This window comes from Wolbachia endosymbiont (group A) of Therophilus tumidulus (assembly GCF_964277345.1).
Classification (GTDB): Bacteria; Pseudomonadota; Alphaproteobacteria; order Rickettsiales; family Anaplasmataceae; genus Wolbachia; species Wolbachia pipientis.
Window position 1 is genome coordinate 176,159 of sequence record NZ_OZ195515.1, and the last position, 17,051, is coordinate 193,209.

16 protein-coding genes are annotated in these 17,051 nt (G+C 35.1%); 9 read left to right on the forward strand and 7 right to left on the reverse strand.

Annotated elements, in window-relative coordinates:
- The first annotated feature begins 109 nt into the window (after positions 1 to 109).
- The 3 genes from htpG to hemA all read left to right on the forward strand — a co-directional run bounded on the left by htpG (position 110) and on the right by hemA (position 6,082).
- Positions 110 to 2,005, forward strand: coding sequence for a molecular chaperone HtpG (gene htpG / locus ACICQD_RS00980; RefSeq protein WP_182309722.1), 1,896 nt, complete (start codon positions 110 to 112; stop codon positions 2,003 to 2,005).
- A gap of 38 nt (positions 2,006 to 2,043) precedes the next feature.
- Complete coding sequence (locus tag ACICQD_RS00985) at positions 2,044 to 4,809, forward strand: hypothetical protein (protein ID WP_395461473.1); 2,766 nt, start codon at positions 2,044 to 2,046, stop codon at positions 4,807 to 4,809.
- Between the two features lie 64 nt (positions 4,810 to 4,873).
- Positions 4,874 to 6,082 carry a 5-aminolevulinate synthase gene (gene hemA / locus ACICQD_RS00990; protein ID WP_341820378.1) on the forward strand — a complete coding sequence of 403 codons (1,209 nt, stop codon included), beginning with the start codon at positions 4,874 to 4,876 and terminating at the stop codon, positions 6,080 to 6,082.
- Positions 6,083 to 6,200: 118 nt separating this feature from the next.
- Here the strand turns inward: hemA and ACICQD_RS00995 are convergent, their stop codons facing one another.
- The 4 genes from ACICQD_RS00995 to ACICQD_RS01010 form a co-directional block, all read right to left on the reverse strand.
- Complete coding sequence (locus ACICQD_RS00995; RefSeq protein WP_395461474.1) at positions 6,201 to 6,896, reverse strand: inositol monophosphatase family protein; 696 nt, start codon at positions 6,894 to 6,896, stop codon at positions 6,201 to 6,203.
- 8 nt (positions 6,897 to 6,904) lie between these two features.
- A complete protein-coding gene (efp, locus tag ACICQD_RS01000) occupies positions 6,905 to 7,471 on the reverse strand; it encodes an elongation factor P (protein WP_006279719.1) in 567 nt (188 codons plus the stop codon).
- Between the two features lie 62 nt (positions 7,472 to 7,533).
- Complete coding sequence (rimM, locus tag ACICQD_RS01005) at positions 7,534 to 8,040, reverse strand: ribosome maturation factor RimM (RefSeq protein ID WP_006279718.1); 507 nt, start codon at positions 8,038 to 8,040, stop codon at positions 7,534 to 7,536.
- Positions 8,041 to 8,054: 14 nt separating this feature from the next.
- Positions 8,055 to 9,230: an aspartate aminotransferase family protein gene (locus ACICQD_RS01010; RefSeq protein WP_155969393.1), complete on the reverse strand. Its 1,176-nt coding sequence runs from the start codon at positions 9,228 to 9,230 to the stop codon at positions 8,055 to 8,057.
- A 65-nt stretch (positions 9,231 to 9,295) separates the two neighbouring features.
- Between ACICQD_RS01010 and ACICQD_RS01015 the strand changes: the two genes are divergently transcribed.
- The 3 genes from ACICQD_RS01015 (at position 9,296) to recF (ending at position 12,494) form a co-directional block, all read left to right on the forward strand.
- Complete coding sequence (locus ACICQD_RS01015; protein WP_209473279.1) at positions 9,296 to 10,723, forward strand: sensor histidine kinase; 1,428 nt, start codon at positions 9,296 to 9,298, stop codon at positions 10,721 to 10,723.
- Positions 10,724 to 10,912: 189 nt separating this feature from the next.
- The gene (gene bcp / locus ACICQD_RS01020) at positions 10,913 to 11,380 is read left to right on the forward strand and encodes a thioredoxin-dependent thiol peroxidase (RefSeq protein ID WP_395461475.1); all 468 of its coding nucleotides are present in this window, start codon (positions 10,913 to 10,915) and stop codon (positions 11,378 to 11,380) included.
- Between the two features lie 16 nt (positions 11,381 to 11,396).
- Positions 11,397 to 12,494 carry a DNA replication/repair protein RecF gene (gene recF / locus ACICQD_RS01025; protein WP_138264925.1) on the forward strand — a complete coding sequence of 366 codons (1,098 nt, stop codon included), beginning with the start codon at positions 11,397 to 11,399 and terminating at the stop codon, positions 12,492 to 12,494.
- Positions 12,495 to 13,174: 680 nt separating this feature from the next.
- Here recF and ACICQD_RS01030 read toward each other — a convergent pair.
- On the reverse strand, positions 13,175 to 13,519 hold the full coding sequence (locus tag ACICQD_RS01030; protein WP_264329606.1) for a TrbC/VirB2 family protein: 345 nt from the start codon (positions 13,517 to 13,519) through the stop codon (positions 13,175 to 13,177).
- Positions 13,520 to 13,634: 115 nt separating this feature from the next.
- Here ACICQD_RS01030 and ACICQD_RS01035 point away from each other — a divergent pair.
- Positions 13,635 to 14,461, forward strand: a protein-coding gene (locus ACICQD_RS01035; protein ID WP_395461446.1) for an IS5 family transposase whose coding sequence is annotated in 2 segments (ribosomal slippage) — positions 13,635 to 14,022 and positions 14,022 to 14,461 — 828 coding nt in all. Because the reading frame shifts where the segments join, the coding sequence is not laid out codon by codon here.
- Positions 14,462 to 14,511: 50 nt separating this feature from the next.
- On the opposite strand, the gene ACICQD_RS01040 is transcribed toward ACICQD_RS01035, so the two are convergent.
- Both ACICQD_RS01040 and ACICQD_RS01045 read right to left on the reverse strand, forming a co-directional pair.
- Positions 14,512 to 14,859 carry a TrbC/VirB2 family protein gene (locus ACICQD_RS01040; RefSeq protein ID WP_209473274.1) on the reverse strand — a complete coding sequence of 116 codons (348 nt, stop codon included), beginning with the start codon at positions 14,857 to 14,859 and terminating at the stop codon, positions 14,512 to 14,514.
- Between the two features lie 114 nt (positions 14,860 to 14,973).
- A complete protein-coding gene (locus tag ACICQD_RS01045; RefSeq protein ID WP_395461476.1) occupies positions 14,974 to 15,303 on the reverse strand; it encodes a TrbC/VirB2 family protein in 330 nt (109 codons plus the stop codon).
- A gap of 134 nt (positions 15,304 to 15,437) precedes the next feature.
- Here ACICQD_RS01045 and ACICQD_RS01050 point away from each other — a divergent pair, with 134 nt between their 5' ends.
- Positions 15,438 to 16,253 carry a YihY/virulence factor BrkB family protein gene (locus ACICQD_RS01050; RefSeq protein WP_264373644.1) on the forward strand — a complete coding sequence of 272 codons (816 nt, stop codon included), beginning with the start codon at positions 15,438 to 15,440 and terminating at the stop codon, positions 16,251 to 16,253.
- Positions 16,240 to 16,995 (forward strand): SDR family oxidoreductase, encoded by a 756-nt coding sequence (locus ACICQD_RS01055; RefSeq protein WP_022626173.1) that lies wholly within the window; start codon positions 16,240 to 16,242, stop codon positions 16,993 to 16,995. Before ACICQD_RS01050 ends, ACICQD_RS01055 begins: the two co-directional genes overlap by 14 nt.
- Positions 16,996 to 17,051 lie beyond the last annotated feature (56 nt).

The following is a 17,051-nucleotide window of genomic DNA, read 5'->3' on the forward strand; positions in this document are numbered from 1 at the left end:
TTGGGTGTCATAATAACTACACCCACATTAATTTTGGTGTACGTGACCTTGAAAGATCGTGATTCAATACTTAAATTATTAGGGTAGTAGGCAAATAATGGAGCTCAAAATGCATAATGTACAAGAAACTGAAAATTTAAAATTTGACGCTGAGGTAGGGAAAGTACTGAATATAGTGATTCATTCACTTTACACCAATAAAGACATTTTTCTGCGTGAATTAATATCAAATGCATCAGATGCATGTGATAAGTTGCGCTATGAATCTCAACTAAACCCTAATTTGCTAGATTTGAGTGACGAATTAAAAATCACTATCAGCTCCAATAAAGATAAGAACGAGCTATATATCACTGATAATGGCATTGGAATGAATAGACAGGATTTAATAGACAATCTTGGTACAATTGCAAGCTCTGGTACGCAAAAGTTCTTGGATGCGATTAAGAATAGCAAGGATTCAAGCCAAACTGTGGAGCTGATTGGGAAGTTTGGTGTTGGTTTTTACTCAAGCTTTATGGTTGCATCAGAAGTAATAGTAGAATCGAGAAAAGCTGGAGAAGAGGAGTCTTGGATCTGGCAATCCAAAGGAGATGGGGAATATTCAATCAGCAAGTCAGATAATCAAGTCCCTCGCGGAACCAAAATTACGCTCATTATGCATCCTGAAGAAAACGAGTTTTTAGATAAATTTCGTGTTGAAAATATTGTCACTACTTACTCTGATCACATAAATTTTCCTGTTGAATTTATAGACGAAGAAGGAAAAAGTGAAAAGTTAAACAGTAAGGCTGCAATTTGGACTAAGCCAAAAAATGACGTTACTCAAGAGGAGCACAACGATTTTTTCCGCAGCGTTGCTCACGTTGGCGGGGAGCCCTGGATGATATTGCATAATAAAAATGAAGGTGCAATAGAATATACAAATTTGCTTTATGTTCCTTCTATAAAACCTTTTGATTTATTCCATCCAGATAGACGTTGCTCTGTGAAGTTATATGTAAATAAAGTATTTATCACTGAAGATAACGTACAGATTATACCACAATACTTGCGTTTTCTGAAAGGCGTGGTTGATTCACCGGACTTGCCTCTTAATATCAGCAGAGAAACGCTGCAGAATAATCGTGTTGTTGAGCAGATCAGAAAATCTCTCACTAAGCGTGTGATATCAGAGCTCGGTAAAAAAGCAAAAGAGAATTTAGAGGAATATACAAAATTCTGGACCAATTTTGGTGCAGTTTTAAAGGAAGGTCTTTGTGAAGCTATGCCAACTGATGAGAGAGAAGCACTACTCTCAATTTGCAGATTTCATAGTACTGGTGATGAGAAATTAGTCAGCATTGATGACTATATAAGCAGAATGAAGCCTGAGCAGGAACATATCTATTATCTCACCGGAAATAGCCTCGATTCAGTGAAAAACAGTCCGCAACTTGAGGGGTTCGTCAGTAAAGGGCTGGAGGTTCTTCTGTTCGTTGATCCAGTGGATGATTTCTGGACTAGTGTAATTCATGAATATAAAGATCAAAAGTTTAAGTCTGTGACTCGCGCTGATGTTGATTTGGAAAAATTCTCTTCAGAAGAAGATAAGAAAAATGAAGAAAACAAATCGAATGAAGAAAAAACTGAGGAAACTATATTGCAATATTTTACCACAGTGCTTGGAGATTCAGTAAAAAGCGTAAAAATTTCCAAAAAATTGACTGATAGTCCCGTATGCCTAGCGGTTGATGAAGGTGCTATGGATCTTCGCATGGAGCGTTTTTTGCGTGAACAAAAGCAGCTAAATTACCGCACGCCAAAGGTGCTTGAAATTAACACTAAGCATCCTGTAATAAAGAGTATAATGAAATCTTATGCTGAAAGTGGTGAAAACCCAACATTGGAGGACATGGTTCACTTATTGTTTTACCAAGCTTGCATTGTGGAAGGCGAAGAGATGGATGACGCGAGCAGCTTTGCTAAGAGACTGAATAATTTGCTTGGCAAGATTTCTGTTTAATGCTATACTTAGCTTAGCTGCTAGTTAGGAGGTAAAACATGTTTGGTTCCAATTTTAGAGACTTTGTATCACAGGATACAACTTCACATGGCCAATCAAATCCTGAAAGATTAATCAAAAGTTGGCATGGTTTTGAAAAACCAGATTCTGAAGATTCAGGTATTGAAGAAGAGTTTGAAGTTTTAGATAGCGAAAGTCAAGAGATACCAGCTACTCCATGCAGTACATTCCCTGAAGATCTAAGTTTAGAGAATGCAATACTTGCAAACTTTCCTGATGGTTGTGATAGGTCGTTTACTGTAGAGTTAAAAGATGAAGATTCATATGGTATCATTCCTAAAAACTTAACTTTTGCTGAGATTATAAATATCTTAAATCAAGCTATACAAGAAGATAATTGTGAAGAATTAGACAAGGTTGTACAAAATATTGAAGATTATGAAGGCAGGTCTATTACGCTGGATAATGAAAATCTCAAAGATTTCTGTTCAAATCAACTTAATTTGGAGTTACAAAACGGAAGCAACCATCAACATATATATTCAAATGTACTATCACAATATAAATTTGATCAAGAGGGTTTCAAGTATGATTATTCAGTAAAAGAATTGGTACTATTGGCAATTGCAGCTAATGACAAGCTAGTAGAGCAATATCAGGATTTTCTTTTTGCTGAAGGAAATTTAAGTCTTTTACCTCTCCTTGTTGGTGGTCAAAAATATATTGAAGCTTTTATAGAAAAATTCCATGGTACCGATGGAGTTTATGGAAGATTAAAAGATCAAACTATACAACTTGTCGAACCTAATAAGATTGGTTTTTTCTCAGTTATAGCATTAAGAAAAGAGCAAGAATTATTAAATGCAGTTTTTGTCGAATACGTTTTAAGAGATTTTGGACAGGTGTTAAAAACAAGTAATCCTGATTCTTTGTATGGTGTGCTTGAAACAGCGTCTCTGATCAAAAATGAAGAATTCATCACGATAGTGCTGGGTGCATTTGAAAGATATATTAATAAGCTAACTAAAAAAGCCTCAACAGAAGAGTTATTAAAAAAGAGTTTTGTTACTTTATTAGAAACTGCGATAAGCCAGGAACACACATCTGTCATTGAATACCTGTGCAAACGATACACTAATAGTGCAGATCATGCCATTTACGATGTATATGAACAAGCATTTGCGGATGATAAAGTTATTACAATACTAGGGCAACAAATCCTGAAAAACATAGGAGCTCGTGGCAGAAAAGAAATTTATGATTTAATTCTGAAAACTGCATTGGATGCTGGTAATATTGCATTTATCGAGCACTTGTGTGAAAAATGTGCTAAATGCAGCAATGATGTTATTAATTATCTTGATCATAAATCTAAAAACAACGAGTTTGATGAAATATATGAATCAATTCTGATTGCATTGTCTAATACTGAAAGTCAAGACATTATAGTCAGTGTTCTAGCTCATGTTCAAATTTATCAAAGCATACTCAATAATAAACAGCAAGTAGTCAGGCAAACCATACAAAATATACTGAGAAATGCAATAAAAGAAGCTAGTTATGGAGTTGTTGTACCCTTATGTCAGCATGTTGACCTAAAATTCGCAGCTCTTCAGGCAATATGCAAGGAAGAATTTGAGAAAGCTTTACCAGTAGTTGCAGAACAGCTTGAAAAAATAAGTATGGAACTTTCTCCAAGTATGACTCGTAATGAGTATCAAAAAAATAGAGATACTTTGAGTCATCTATATCTAATTAGAAATTTGTTAGAAAGTAGTAAATTAATCAATACTTCCAGTAAAGCAAATATACATACACAAGCGAATACACAAGTTAATAAAAGAAGCAGCAGTGATAATGCAGTATCACCTGTTATAAAAGGCGATACGGCTGTAGTAAATGAAGAGAATAACAATCAACCAAGCAGTCAAAGAAACCCAAAATCCAAAAGTGCTGGCAGTCAACAGACAGAAAAAAATGTTCTTGCAGGGGAGGAAGAAAATGCTATCTTAAATAACACAGGGGTTTCAACGCAGGAGCCTTTAATTAATAATTTTGAGGAGGGTGAAATCAAAAAAGGCAGCGGAAAAAAAGGTGTTAAGCAACTTGCCAGTCCTGTTAAGAAAAAGATTGATGGACTTATAAGCAAAACCAGTACTAACTCAAGAGAAGAACTCGAAAATATTCTAAAAAGTAACTCTCCTACTCTTGTACTACAATATGTAAAAAATAAAGAAGGTCCCTTTAAGGGTAAAGTAGAAGAAATTAAAAAAGAAATTAAAAACCATAATACAAAACAAGGTAATGTTAATATTTCACTGAACAACGATTTGCCAAATTCAGGAGACCAATCTACAAGTTCTAATAATACCGGAAGCAATAGTACACTTACCACAACTCCAGAAATTACGGGTTGTGAAAAGAAGTTGGGGGTAAGTGAAGTTTCTTCGAATGCTGACAATGTGTCTACAATTGGAGGTGTTATTAACAGTAAGGAAAAGCCTGCAGCAGTAGAAAAAACTAGTGCTATAAACAATCAATCAACCTCTATTACTGCAACACAAAATACGCAAAAGAGTAAGTGGCCTACCATAGCTACATGGACGTTAGCAGTAGCTGGAGTTGTTTCAGGAGTAGCTATTGCAGTTTATTTGGAAATGCTAGCTGCAGGAATAGCAGTTGGAGCTTGTTGTCTGGTTGCCGCTGCAATTATATACTACTGTACACCTAAAAGCCAAGTTGAAAACAACGAGGTTGAAAAATCTTTCAACACGGGGAAAGTACCTACTGCCGTACATGTATAATAAATATAGTAGTTTACCATTTAATAATTTATTATAATTATGTTAATTATCGGTAAATAAGGACTTGGTAAACTACGAAGAAATATTCTTGAATAAAATAAAAGATATAAAAGATGAGGGGCGCTACCGTGAATTTACGCACTTTGCGTCATTACCAGGTAGGCTCCCCCACATTATGGACTATGAAAGAAATAGGGAAGTAATAGTCTGGTGCAGTAATAACTATTTGGGAATGTCACAAAATGAGAGTGTAATTGCCGCTATCCAAAATTCATCTGTTGGTGCTGGAGGAACAAGAAATATATCTGGTACAACAAAAGAGGTTGTTGAACTTGAAAAATCCTTAGCTTGTTTGCATAAAAAAGAGGCTGCTTTAACTTTTGCTTGTGGCTACCTCGCTAACCAGACAACACTTAGCACTTTATCGTCTGTTATTCCGGGCGTAGTAATTTTTTCAGACGAGAAGAACCATTCTTCGATGATAGAAGGCATAAAATCAGGAAAAAGGCCAAAACATATATTTAAACACAATGATGTTAATCATCTAGAGCAGCTACTTAAGTCTATAGACAAAAAGACACCAAAAATCATAGTACTTGAATCCGTATATTCAATGGATGGCGATATAGCGCCGCTTGAAGCGATATGTGATCTTGCAGATCAACATAATGCAATTACCTATTTGGATGAGGTGCACGCAGTTGGCATGTATGGTTCACATGGTGGCGGAATTGCAGAAAGAGAAGGTCTGATGGATAGAATAACCGTTATTCAAGGTACACTATCAAAGGCTTTTGGAGTGATGGGTGGGTATATAGCGTCTTCAAAGAGCTTGGTAGATGTAATAAGAAGTTCCGCTCCAGGATTTATTTTTACCACTGCTATGTCGCCTGTTTTAGCAGCGGCAGCAAAGGCAAGCGTTGAGCACCTAAAATCGAGCAACATTGAAAGGGAAAAGCAAAAGCAAGTCGTTGAAAAAGTAAAAAACTCACTGAGAAATGCAGGAATTAACTTCATTCCAACAGAAACTCATATAATTCCAATAATAATTGGCAACTCAGAGTTATCCAAAAAAGCATCAAAATTATTATTTGATGAGTATGGAATATATGTTCAACATATAAATTACCCGACAGTTCCAAGAGGAACTGAGCGTTTCCGTATTACCCCTACACCTTATCATACCGATGAAATGATAGAGCATTTAACAGAATCTCTTGTAAAAGTTTTCGAAAAGTTGTCTATCTCTGTAGCCTGTTTATGCTATAGCTAGTACAGCCCTACGTCATACCGCGATTTATTCGCGGTATCTCAGCATGGATTCCGCTAACAAGTAGCGGAATGACGAGTTTTACGCTTATCAAATTGTAGGTAAACATAAATTACTTTAGCTATAGTTTTATATCTCCAGCAATGATTAGCCCGTTGTCTTCCGTTAGCCTTCCACCGCTTTCTTGCAGAAAAAGTCTACCGAGCAAGGCTTTATATTTGTTAACTCCAGAGTAAATTATTCCACTGTGCCTTCCTGCCGCAAGGTATGCAAAGCCTAAAATTGTTGAACCTATGGAGCGTACATTACTATTGCCAGGCAGCAATTTATTTAACAAATTACCACTTACATCTATTAGACCCCCTTCACGGCTTTTCACTCGCATTTTTACATGACGAGATCTAAAATCCTCAAGAAAAGCACCTTTCTTTTCTTCTGCCCAAAAAGTTTCTCTAAGAGCCGGAGCATCAATTACAGCTGCCACAACTTTATTTTTATGAATGAGACAGACTGATACTGCAAAATAAACCATGCAACTAGAAAAGTTCTCCCTGCCCTCTATAGGCATAATAAACCAGGTATAAGTGTTATCTTTTACTTCTTGATCAGTATCATCTTCAAAAATAAAACCATAGTCTCGTTTGTAGTCGTGCAAGCAATCGTATATGGTTTGCTTGGATTTTGAATAAGTTTTATTAATAAAGCCTGCTGATTTAACATTAGAAATTTGCAATTCATTAAAATCGCGCATAAGCTGCTTGGAAGCATTACGCACAGAATCAAGCATCACATTAATTCGTGGTGATGAGAGGGACATTCTTCCTTTTACTCTTTCACTCTTTCATAATAGCTGTCACCTGGAGTATATACTACAATTTTATCCTCTTCTTTTATAAATTGAGGCACGTTAACGCGCATTCCGTTTTCCAAAATTGCAGGCTTATAAGAAGCAGTAGCAGTTTGTCCTTTAATAACAGACTCTGTTTCTTTCACAGCAAGTGTAACATAATCAGGCACATGCGCAGAAATTATTTTGTCTTGATAAGCTACAACTTTAATTTTCATGTTATCCTGTAAATAAATTTTTTTTTCTCCCAATAAGTCCAAATTTATAGTGATTTGCTCGTAATTACTTGGATGCATAAGATTTACAATGTTTCCTTCAGTGAAAAGGTAAACATATTCCTCTTCATCTAAAATTGCCCTTCTGATTGTTGCATCAGAACGAAATCTTTCATAGTGTTTTGCTCCGGTTTTGATGTTTTTCATTTCGGCTTGTATGTATGCACCACCTTTACCAGGTTGAGTATGCATAATACCTACAACCAAAAATAATCCGCCGTTATGTTCCAACACCTGACCTGGTCTGATATCGTTAGCTCTTTCTGCCATAATTACATTTTCAATTTGATCTTATAATTATAAATAGCTTTATATAAATATCAAAGTCTTTATTAGTCAATAAATTCTGGTATATTTAATACTATATACCTCCCCTTTATATTTATATGTGGAAATATCTCTTTAGTGAAAGACAGCATAATACGTTTTTTTGTGCTGATAACTAAAATTTCTAATATATCCCCTGAGCCGAAATTATACACAGATTTTACATAGCCATATAATTCATTACTTTTCAGCCTTACTTCCATATCTACAAGGTCACTTTGGTAAAATTCATCCTCATCATTTAGCTCTGGTAACTTGCTTCTTTCTATATATAGCTTCTTATTCCTTAAAAGCTCTGCTTCATTACGGGAATTTACTCCGCTTATTGTAGCTATTACTAAATTATCACCTATGACGGATACTGAGTCTATTTTATAATTCTCATCACCACTTATTAGCTTACCATATAAGGAGATATTTTCAGGCTTTTCAGTAAAGGTTTTTACTTTAACAGCTCCTTTAATTCCGTGAGGAGAGGTAATAATTCCTAAGCATACCAGATTGTCGTTCATATTAATGCAAGTATCTAATCAGAAGATTTCTCAGATAAATATTGAGTCAAAATCTCGATGCCTTCATCAATCTCTTTTTCAGTGATAATGAGTGGAGGTAAAATTCTCACAACGTTATCTGATGTTACCCCAACAGTAAGCAAGCCGCGATGACTTAACTCTTCTGCAAACTTTTGATTGTCTGCTTTCACTTTTATTCCAAGCATTAACCCTTTCCCTCTTACTTCCTCTATTATTGGAAATTTACTTGCTAAGTCTTCTAGTTTATTTTTTAAGTATTTACCTCTAATTTCAACATTTTTCAAAAAGCCGGGGCTGAGCAATTCTTCGAGCACAGCATTACCTACTGAGGTTGCAAGCGGATTGCCACCAAAAGTGGAACCGTGCATACCGACCGCCATATATTTAGCAGCATTTTCAGTCGCAAGACAAGCCCCTAGCGGAAACCCGCCGCCTATTCCCTTTGCAAGAGCACATATATCAGGTTCCACTCCTATATGTTCGTATGCAAATAATTTTCCTGTCCTGCCAGCACCGCATTGCACGCAATCAAAAAATAACAATATGTCATTTTCATCACACAGCTTTCTTAGTTCTTTCATAAAGACTTCATTCATTACTTTGATACCACCTTGCCCTTGTATTGGTTCTATTAATATAACGCCTATACCACTTGAAATTGCTTTCTTTACGCTCTCAATATTGGGCTCGATGTTATCACACCAATCAATGTAGGGATTTAGTAATTCAGAAAATTTCTGTTTATCGTTTGTAGCACAAGTTAAAAAGGTTCTTCCATGAAATGCACCATGAAATGTTAAAATTCTGTGACGATTTTTATTGCCTTTTCCATTTTGATAGATCCTAGCAATCTTAAGTCCACATTCTACTGCCTCTGATCCAGAATTTGAGAAAAATACAGTGTCAGCGAAACTATTGTTTATTAATTTTTCTGCAAAATTATTGGCAGCAGGTATATTATAGGTATTTGATATATGCCATAATTTTTCTCCTTGCAATTTAAGAGCACTAATTAATCGCGAATTAGTGTGACCTAAGCTACTAACGGCTATTCCGGAGTGAAAATCTACGTAGCGCTCACCATCAACATCATATAGGTAGATACCTTTGCCATGAGAAAAATTTATATTAACAGGAGAATAAACTGGCAAAATAGGAGAAATTGTCATAAAATATTATATGCTAAATTTTATTATTAATAACATAAAAACCGTTGTTTCACAATAAGAAGGATATGTATAAGCTAGGTAAATTGATGTTTTCTGCGTTGAAGAAAAACAAATACACAAAAGTTATTGTATTACTCTCATCGATCTTTATGATTTTATTCAGTGTGATATATTGTAATCATTTACTAAGGAGTAATTTCCTTTCTTCTTACCGTGATTCAAGTGTAAACTTAAAAAGCGTACTGGAAAATGGCATAATAAAAAAATACCATTATTTACTAATAGAAAAGCATCACATTAAATACAAAAATTTTGACTACATAAACCAACTAGTAAAACTACGTGCTGAATTATTACAATCAGTGAGCAAAGTAAAGGATTTCAGCTTAATACTGTATGATCAAAACGGCAGAATAATATTCAGTAATTTTAACACTCAAGATTATGATTATGAACAGTTACTTACAAACGATGAAATTGATAAACTATTAAGTAACCAAGAAATATTTTATACTACAGGAAATACATTAACTTCTATTTTCCCTATATTCCATGAAAATAGCGTTAAACCGTCGTTTTTTTTGAAGATTCTTCGAAACTACAATAATTCTTATGTTATAGCATATGGCCTGTTTTTAACATTTTTGGGCCTATTATTAATAATCTTAATATTAATAATGTTCTATTTGCACTTTTCTAATACCCAAATGCTAGCCAAGCAACATAAAACTAACATTGAATTACAGCAGATAAAAGAGACATTAGAGCAAGAAAATGCAAACAAGCTAAAGTTTTTTGCAAGCGTTACACATGAATTACGCACACCTCTTAATGCTATTATTGGATTTGCGGAGTTGATCAAAAATAAAACTTTAGGTTCAATGGATAATTCTCAATACAAGGAGTATGCAGACGATATATATAATGCAGGAACACACTTACTTACCTTAATTAATGATGTGCTCGATTTTTCTAAAGCTGAATCAAGTAGTTTAACAGTAGAAAAAGTGAAGTTTAACCTGAACAAAATAATGGATTCATGCGTAAATATGCTATTACCTAAATTAAAAGAAGCCGGGATTAATTTAAAAAAAGAGATGACTAATAAACAATTATTAGTCATTGCAGATCCCAAGAGAATGAAACAAGTTATAATAAATTTATTATCAAACTCAATCAAGTTTACTCCCAAAGATGGTTTAATAAGAATGGTGATAAAAGAAAATATAGAAAAAAACTTATTAACTATTGAGTTTCATGACAATGGAATAGGAATAATGCAGCAGGACATATATAAAGTTATGTCTGTTTTTGGCCAAGCAGATTCGGGGTATAGAAACGAAGGTACGGGCATCGGATTGCCGCTAAGCAAGAAATTAGTAGAGTTAATGGGTGGAACTTTTGACATTAAAAGTGAAGCAAAACTTGGTACTACGATAACATTGAACTTCTTTTATGAAGAACAAACATGTGAAGATTCGATTGATTTTTAATAGGATCTATTTGATATGGCCTTACATCAGACGAAAACCACACTTTATCAAAAGCGGCAAGCCGAGAAGGTAGGCAGAAATTCATCAATAAGCCCCCATCAAGAATCTTATCTGTTAGCTATATATAAAATTTGATACTCTGACTACAATATACTACTATAGATGGAAGTGTTATTAATGGAGCAAGGTATGGAATTAGCAGTAGGAAATAATGCACCCGATTTTAGCTTGCCAGCAGATTCTGGTGAAAATTTATCACTGAGTGAATTTTTTGATAAAAAAAATGTAGTTCTTTATTTTTATCCTAAAGACGATACTCCGGGTTGTACAATGGAGGCAAAAGGCTTTAGAGATAAAATAGATGATTTTTCTTTCCTTGACACAGTGATAATTGGTGTATCAAAAGATAGTGTTAAGTGTCACACTAACTTCAAAGCAAAATATTCTCTGCCGTTTTCTTTAGTTTCTGATGAGAATGCTGAAATGTTGGGAAAATATGGTGTTTGGGTAGAGAAAAGTATGTTTGGCAAAAAGTATATGGGAATAGAACGCACTACTTTTTTAATAGATAAAAAAGGTAAAATAGTGAAGATCTGGAAAAATGTAAAAATTAGTGGACATGTTGATGAGGTTCTGGAAGAAGTAAAGAGAATATAAACTAAAGAATAGGTTAATGGCTACCCATTGCTACATAAAAAAGCTGAAATTACATAATTTTCGTAGCCACTCAAACTTTGAACTGGATTCAGATGATAGCTCAGTTGTAATAACTGGCAAAAACGGTATTGGTAAAACTAATATACTTGAAGCAATCTCGTTGCTTGCTAAAAGCAATGGAATGAAAAAAGCAAAAGCCAGTGAGATACAAAATAGATTCAGTAATGAAGATTGGGTAGTGCACTATGATTTTTTTAATGGAATGGATTTTAATTCAATTGGTATCGCAAAGAGTTTTGATAAGAAACTAATACAAATTGATGGAAAAACGCAATCGAGTTATTCATCTTTGTATAAGATATCCAATGTAATATGGCTGATTCCACAAATGGACTATGTTCTTCTCAATTCTCCAAGTGACAGATTAAAATTTTTAGACCGTATAGTCTCACTGTTTGAGGAAAATTACACTTGCTGCTACATGAAACACAGAAAAGCTAAACGTGAGCGAAGTAAACTGTTGAGAGAGAACACCTTGGACGAAAATTGGCTCTCTAGTCTTGAAAACATAATGGCCGTTAATGCAGTTAGTATTTTACGTATGCGATCGTCTGTTTTAAAGACACTACAAGACACAATTGATAACCATTCCAGTGAGTTTTTTCCGAAGGCAAGTTTGAAATTCAGCAGCCAGCTAACTTTGGACGATACTGCAGAATATTTTCAGAATCGTCTAAAGGAAAACAGAGAAAAAGATTCATTGACTGGTAGAGTAACCTTTGGTGTGCATAACGATAATTTTCGGGTTTTTTGTCAAAAAAGAAACGTACCAATAAATCTGTGCTCCACTGGAGAACAAAAGTTATTACTGCTTTCTATTATTTTATCCAGTGTAAAAGCAAGGTGTATTCATTACAATAAGGCACCACTTCTTCTACTTGATGATATAATGTCTCATCTGGATAAACATTACAGAAAGGCGTTAATGGAGGAAGTGTTAAGTATTCAATGTCAAACTTGGATAACTGATGTAAATCAAGATAATTTCAATAGCTATCTTTATTCTTTCAAGTTTTTTGAATTATCAAATGAATTAAATGCAAAACTTCCTTGACAAACCTCGCCAGCCCCCTTATCATGATACTGAAGGTATTCAGTTATCTTCATCTGTGCAGATTAAACAGCAAGAAAACAACGTAGTTGGCGTCTTATTTTTAATTTTTTACACTATGTGCACCTTATGTCTTCACAACATTTCTGGGTTTTTACCTATATAAGCTGAAACGCGCTTATAAGTCGTTTAAGACAGTATAGTACGCCGATTTTGCAGGATTAGAGAGTGACAACTAGCTAACACGGGGTTTCTTTTGCCTTTTTTTCTGCTTAGTAAATTTCTTAAACATTTAAACTAAGGTGAGTTGCATTCAAAAGCAGCTAAATTGCAGTGTTTAAGACTTAAAAAACGCCAATACTGAAAATAGACAATGACCAGGGCTTCTTTTGCCTTTTTTTTCGTTTGGTAAATTTCTTAAATATTTATGGCTAAACGACAACCGTCATCCCGCTACTTGTTAGCGGGATCTCTTGTTAGCGGCTGAGATACCGCGAATGAATCGCGGTATGACGGTTCGCGGTGACATGACGATAAGCCTTGTCATTCCAGCGCGTGACGCTGGAATCCAGACTTTAACTGATATGATTACAGAAAAAGAATTTATTAGGTAATCATAGACACTGAAAGTGGTCAGCTTGACCACTTTCAAGTGAAAACATAAAGAGAACTTCAGTACAGGTTTATGGAAGGGTACATTCTTTCTTAGTTGGATCCCAAGTTCCTCCATTAGCGGCAGAGGTACATCCTGCTTGGGTGCAAGTCGTCTCTTTTCCTGTTATTGCCTTTACAACTGCAGGAGCGCCAAAAAATACAGCAGTAAATGCACCGAGTGCAAAAAGCGCTGGCCATGGCATCCTGCCAAATATTGCAAGCAAAGCTGCACCTATTATTACTATTGTGATCATCGGTCCGCCTAGACCATGAGTATAGCTTACTATTTTGCATATTACTCCTGATGTTGCATCAGCATGTGCATCAAATGCGAAGGAGAGAATTAAAGCTACAAGTAGAAGAAAATTTTTCATTACGCCTCCTATAATTTTTACTTTATGCTACTTTACTTTGATTAAATTTAAGTAAATAGACTTCTTTCGAAACTAGGATAAAGCAGTAAAAATAGTAATTTTGAGGTAAGGAGAAATGAAGTATGAAATAGTGAAAGAGCTCGATAAAGGGGAGTTTCGTCGACTAACAGGAGTAAAGAGATCAACATTTAACAAAATGGTAGGGATTTTATGTGAAGAAAATAAAAAAAAGAAAGCCAAAGGAGGAAGGAAAAATAAGCTAAACGAGGAGAATATGCTGCTCATGGTATTAGAATACTTACGAGAATACCGTACATATTTTCACATAAGTCAAAGTTATGGAGTAAGTGAAAGTACGGCATATAAAACTGTAAAATGGGTAGAGGATACTCTAATACAACACCAAGATTTCGCATTGCCAGGACGAAAAGAACTCCTAAAAAGCGACGTGAAATATGAGATTTTGGTGATTGATGCAACGGAAACACCTGTAGAGAGACCAAAAAAAAGCAGAAAAGATTTTATTCAGGAAAGAAGAAAAAACATACGCTAAAAACACAAATAATTGCAGAAAAGAAGAGCAAGAAAATTATTTGTACGTCATTTTCAAACGGGAGAAAGCATGACTTTCGGCTTTTCAAGGAGTCAAAAGTGCATGTATCAGAAGGTATAAAAGTTTTAGCCGATGCTGGCTATAGAGGTTTTCAGAAAATTCACAAAAATGTCGAGTTGCCACACAGAAGGATGAAAAAGAGTCCCTTAATTAAGGAAAAAAAGGTAGAAAATCGGGAGCTAGCAAGCAAAAGAGTAGTAGTTGAGAATGTAATTGGTCTGTTAAAAAGATTCAAAATTATTGCAGACAGATACCGCAATCGGAGAAAACGTTTTGGCTTGAGATTCAATTTAATAGCAGGAATTCACAATTTTGAGCTGTCTATATGAGTTTCGAAAGAGGTCTAATGATACAAGAAGCATCATTTACCTAATACTTTTTAACCACACTTATAAATTCCTGATCCCGCAGGATCCTCTTTTAATGTTTGATTACCAGTACATGTCTCGCACCTACTTGCTGTGCCTGGTGCTATTTTTGAAACGACGGCAGGAGCACCAAAAAACACAGCAGTAAATGCACCGAGTGCAAAAAGTGCTGGCCACGGCATTCTGCCAAATATTGCAAGTAAAGCTGCACCTATTATCACTATTGTGATCATCGGCCCACCTATACCGTGAGTATAACCCATTATTTTGCATATCACTGCTGATGTTGCATCTAGATCAGCACGCGCATCAAACGCAAAGGAGAGAATTAAAGCTACAAGTAGAAGAAAATTTTTCATTACGCCTCCGATAATTTCTATTTAACGCTGTATTGTCTATCGCATTGATTAAATTTAAGTAAATGATACAAGAAGTATCATTTACTTAAAATTTCTTTGAGGCTGTGATACCTATTATTTACATTTACCATTAGTCAACGTTTTACCAGTAGGGCAAGCAATCGCACCATTCTGACAAAACGTACCATCTGGTGTTATTTTTGAAACAACTGCAGGAGCACCAAAGAACACGGCAGTAAATGCACCGAGTGCAAAAAGCGCTGGCCACGGCATTCTCCCAAATATCGCAAGCAATGCTGCACCTATTATCACTATCGTGATCATCGGCCCGCCTATACCTTGGGTATATTGTACTATTTTGCATATCACTGTTGACGTTTCATCAGCACGCGCATCAAATGCGAAGGAGAGAATTATAGCCACAAGTAGAAGAAATTTTTTCATTACGCCTCCTATAATTCCTGTTCTATGTTAAATTATCTATCCCTTTGATTAAATTTAAGTAAATGGTGAGGATTTTTTGCTTAAAAGTATCCTTTATTTCATTTAGAATACTTTTCTTGGTTCGTTTATATTACATGCTACAGAAATTTTACGGTATTGTTTATTGTCTTTATCGTGCTTTGATTGACACAATTTATAATGATGGAGTGGAGCATGCAGGGTATTTATCATTTTTAATTCTGTTATCAATATTTCCTTTTCTCATCGTTTTAATGGCTGTGGCATCAACATTCGCAAATTTCTTAGACCAGTATAACATTGGCTGGGTATTTATCATTGATAACATGCCACAGGATATTTTGGCATCTTTGATGCCGCGTATCAGAGAGATAATATCAGGCCCGCCGCAAAGCTTACTAACTTTAGCAATTGTAGGTGCTGTTTGGACCGCTTCATCGACAATTGAAGGGCTTAGAACAATACTCAATAAGGCCTATAAAGTTCCGGTTTCGCCGCCTTATATATTAAGAAGAGTACTAAGTATATTACAATTTTTAGTAATCACGCTTATTATAACTCTAACTATAGTGTTTTCTACACTAGTACCAATGCTAATTGATTTTTCCTATCAGGGACTAAGTTACACTAAATACCTACTCATTGAATTTGTACTTTTCACAGTAGTCTCTTGGCTATATTTTATGTTGCCAAACATAAAACAAAATTTATCAGACGTATTTCCTGGATCTTGTGTAGCTGTTATTCTTTGGACGATTTCTGCTTCAGCTTTTAAGCAATACTTAAAAGCTTCCTTTGACCAACTGGATTTGATATATGGAAGTTTAGGTGGTGTGGTAGTGTCATTACTATTTTTTTATATGCTAAGTTTGATTTTTATATATGGAGCAAAATTCAATTTTCAGCTAAAATATTTCAATGAATCTCGCTAAGGAGAAAGAAATGGGTAAGTTAGAAGGTAAAGTAGCTTTAATCACCGGAGCTTCAGGTGGAGTAGGCTCTGCTGTTGCAAAAAGGTTTATAAGAGAAGGTGCATGTGTGATTCTGATTTCAAGATCTCTTGATAATCTCAAGCCACTATATAATGAAATTGAAGAGCTTGAAGAATTTAAAGAAGGCTCTGTGAAACTAATTCAGCTTGATCTTTTAGACTTTGAGAATGTAAAGATACTGACAAACATGATAGAAAGCCTGAAATTATCAGAATCTGGAGCACTTGATATATTAGTTGCGTGTGCTGGAATTTTAGGCAAACTGAACCCCATTCATGACTGTGAGATTGAAGAGCTACAGAACGTAATGAATACAAATTTTACTGCCAATTGGTACTTACTAAAAAACTTAGATCCAATGCTAAAAAAGTCTAATGCTGGAAGAGCGATATTCATGACCTCAGAAGTGACACTTTCTCCTTCCTCTTATCCATATTGGATGCCGTATGCTGCAAGTAAAGTTGCACTAGAAATAATGGTGCAGATATATGCATCTGAGACAAAACATACAAAATTATGTGTAAATGCTGTATACACGGAAGGACCTGTGGGTAGTGAGCAGGCATTTCCTGGATCTGAATTGGTGTCACCTGATAAACTAACAGATAAATTTGTGGAATTAGCTTCTGAAGACTGCAGCATATCAGGAAAAATCTTACCGCTCAGCAAATCTCCCGAATAAATTACCATAGTATCTGCAAAGATACCGTTAAGCCCACAATTGTATGAACATTGTGA